This is a genomic window from Neisseria sp. P0021.S005, from assembly GCF_051956955.1.
Genome location: NZ_JBQCWY010000581.1, coordinates 1 through 1,940, shown reverse-complemented (window position 1 = coordinate 1,940; position 1,940 = coordinate 1). Strand labels below are relative to the sequence as shown.

Genomic DNA, 1,940 nt, shown 5'->3' with positions numbered 1-1,940 from the left:
TGCTGAAGCATTTGTCCTAATGGCATTATAATGTGGGCAATTGTTTTTTAGATTGTCTGCTATGTTTTATCTTTATCAGTCCGACCGTTTGGAAGCGCTTGCCGAAATGTGCGCGCATATTCATCAGGCCTTGCCTTTGGATGTGGTATTGGCACAGGAAGAAGTGGTGGTGCAGAGCCAGGGGATGCGGCGTTATCTGAATGTGTTTTTCGCGCGCAAACTCGGCGTGGCGGCGAATTTGAAGTTCAGCCTGCCTGCCGGTTTGGCGTGGCAGCTGATGCGCAAATTGGTTCCCGATGTGCCGCCGCTCAGTCCGTTTTCGCCTGAAGTTATGCGCTGGCGTTTGCTGGATTTGTTCCGCAGCGAAGCGTTTCAGACGGCCCCGGAGTACGAAAACGTGCGCCTGAAGCTGGAAAGTTATTTGCACAGCTCGGCATCGGCGGATTATCAGCTTGCCGGACAGATGGCAGATATTTTCGACCAATATTTGGTGTACCGCCCGGATTGGATTGATGCGTGGCAGGCTGGGAAGCTGCTGGGTTTGGGCGATGATGAGGATTGGCAGGCGCGGCTGTGGCGTTATTTGGATGATGGCAGCCAATCGGCGCCGCACCGCGTGGCCTTGTGGGAAAAGCTGTTGGCGCAGTTGGATAAATCGGTTTTGCCGCAAAGGTTGTTTGTATTCGGCATTTCGACAATGGCACCGATGTATCTGCAACTGCTGCACCAAATTTCCAAGCATTGCGATGTGTTTGTGTTCGCGCTCAACCCGAGCAGCCAATATTGGGGCGAGGTCATCGACGAGGCGCAAATTTTGAAAAGGGGCGATGAGGCGGATTTGTCGCAGGCAGGGCATCCGCTGTTGGCTTCTTTGGGCAAGCAGGGACGCGATTTCTTTGATTTTCTGTCGGAAGTGGAAACCGAGCAGGATATTCAGGTTTATGAAGAGGGAAGAGACGATACCTTGTTGCATTGCCTGCAAAACGATATCCAAAACTTGATCATGCCGTCTGAACGCTTATATCAACAGGAAGAAGGCGAAGCAGGCGCGCAGCAGGCTTTGGTTCAGGTTCACGATGCGGACGGCAATCCAGTGTGTGTCGAGCCGGACAAGCTGCTGAACGACGGCTCAGTCAAAATCGTTGCGGCACACAGCCCTTTGCGCGAATTGCAGATTTTGAAAGAAGAGCTGTCGCTGGTGTTGCAAAAAAATCCCGACTGGCAGCCGCACGATATTGCCGTTTTGACGCCGAACATCGAGCCGTACAGTCCGTTTATCGAAGCCGTTTTTGGACAGGAGCATGTAGGCAGCCAGGCTTTGCCGTATTCGATTTCGGATGTGAAACTCAGCCGCCGTCAGCCCTTGCTGTATGCTTTGGCGCAAACTTTGGACTTGCTGGAGAGCCGGTTTGAAGTGGACAAGGTTTTGCCTTTACTGGAGAGTTGGTTGGTGCTGCAACGCTTCGGTTTGAGCGAAGAGGATGTGCCGCTGCTGCATGAGACTGTTGCCGGATTGAATGTGCATTGGGGGTTGGACCAAACCATGCGCGAGGGTAAAGACAACCTCTTTACTTGGCAGCAGGCGGTAGAGCGTTTGGCCTTGGGCTGGATGCTGCCTGAAGGCGGCAACGGCATGTGGCAGGGCGTGAGCGCGTGGCATAGCAATGTCAATCAGCTGGACGTGTTCAGCGGTTTTGCCGAATTTATCCGTACTTTAGCCGATATGGCGGCGCAATGGCAAGAGCCTGCCAATGTGGAGAGCTGGGTGCAGCGTTGCCGTGATTTGCTGGAGAAACTGTTTGCTCCGGATACGGACGACCAATACGCCAAGCAGCAGTTTGAGCAGTCTTTGGCGAAATGGCAGGAAGAGGCGCAGTTGGCCGAATTTGACGGATTGTTGCCGTGTAAAACCGTTATCCGCCATATCCGCCGCTTTTTGG

Annotated in this window: 1 protein-coding gene; it reads left to right on the top strand. The window is 53.3% G+C overall.

Annotation, left to right across the window (positions count from 1 at the left end; translation table 11 throughout):
• Window positions 1–61: 61 nt before the first annotated feature.
• Window positions 62–1,940: exodeoxyribonuclease V subunit gamma (recC, locus tag ACTHUE_RS17130; RefSeq protein WP_440424046.1), on the top strand; the 1,879-nt coding region annotated here is incomplete at its 3' end.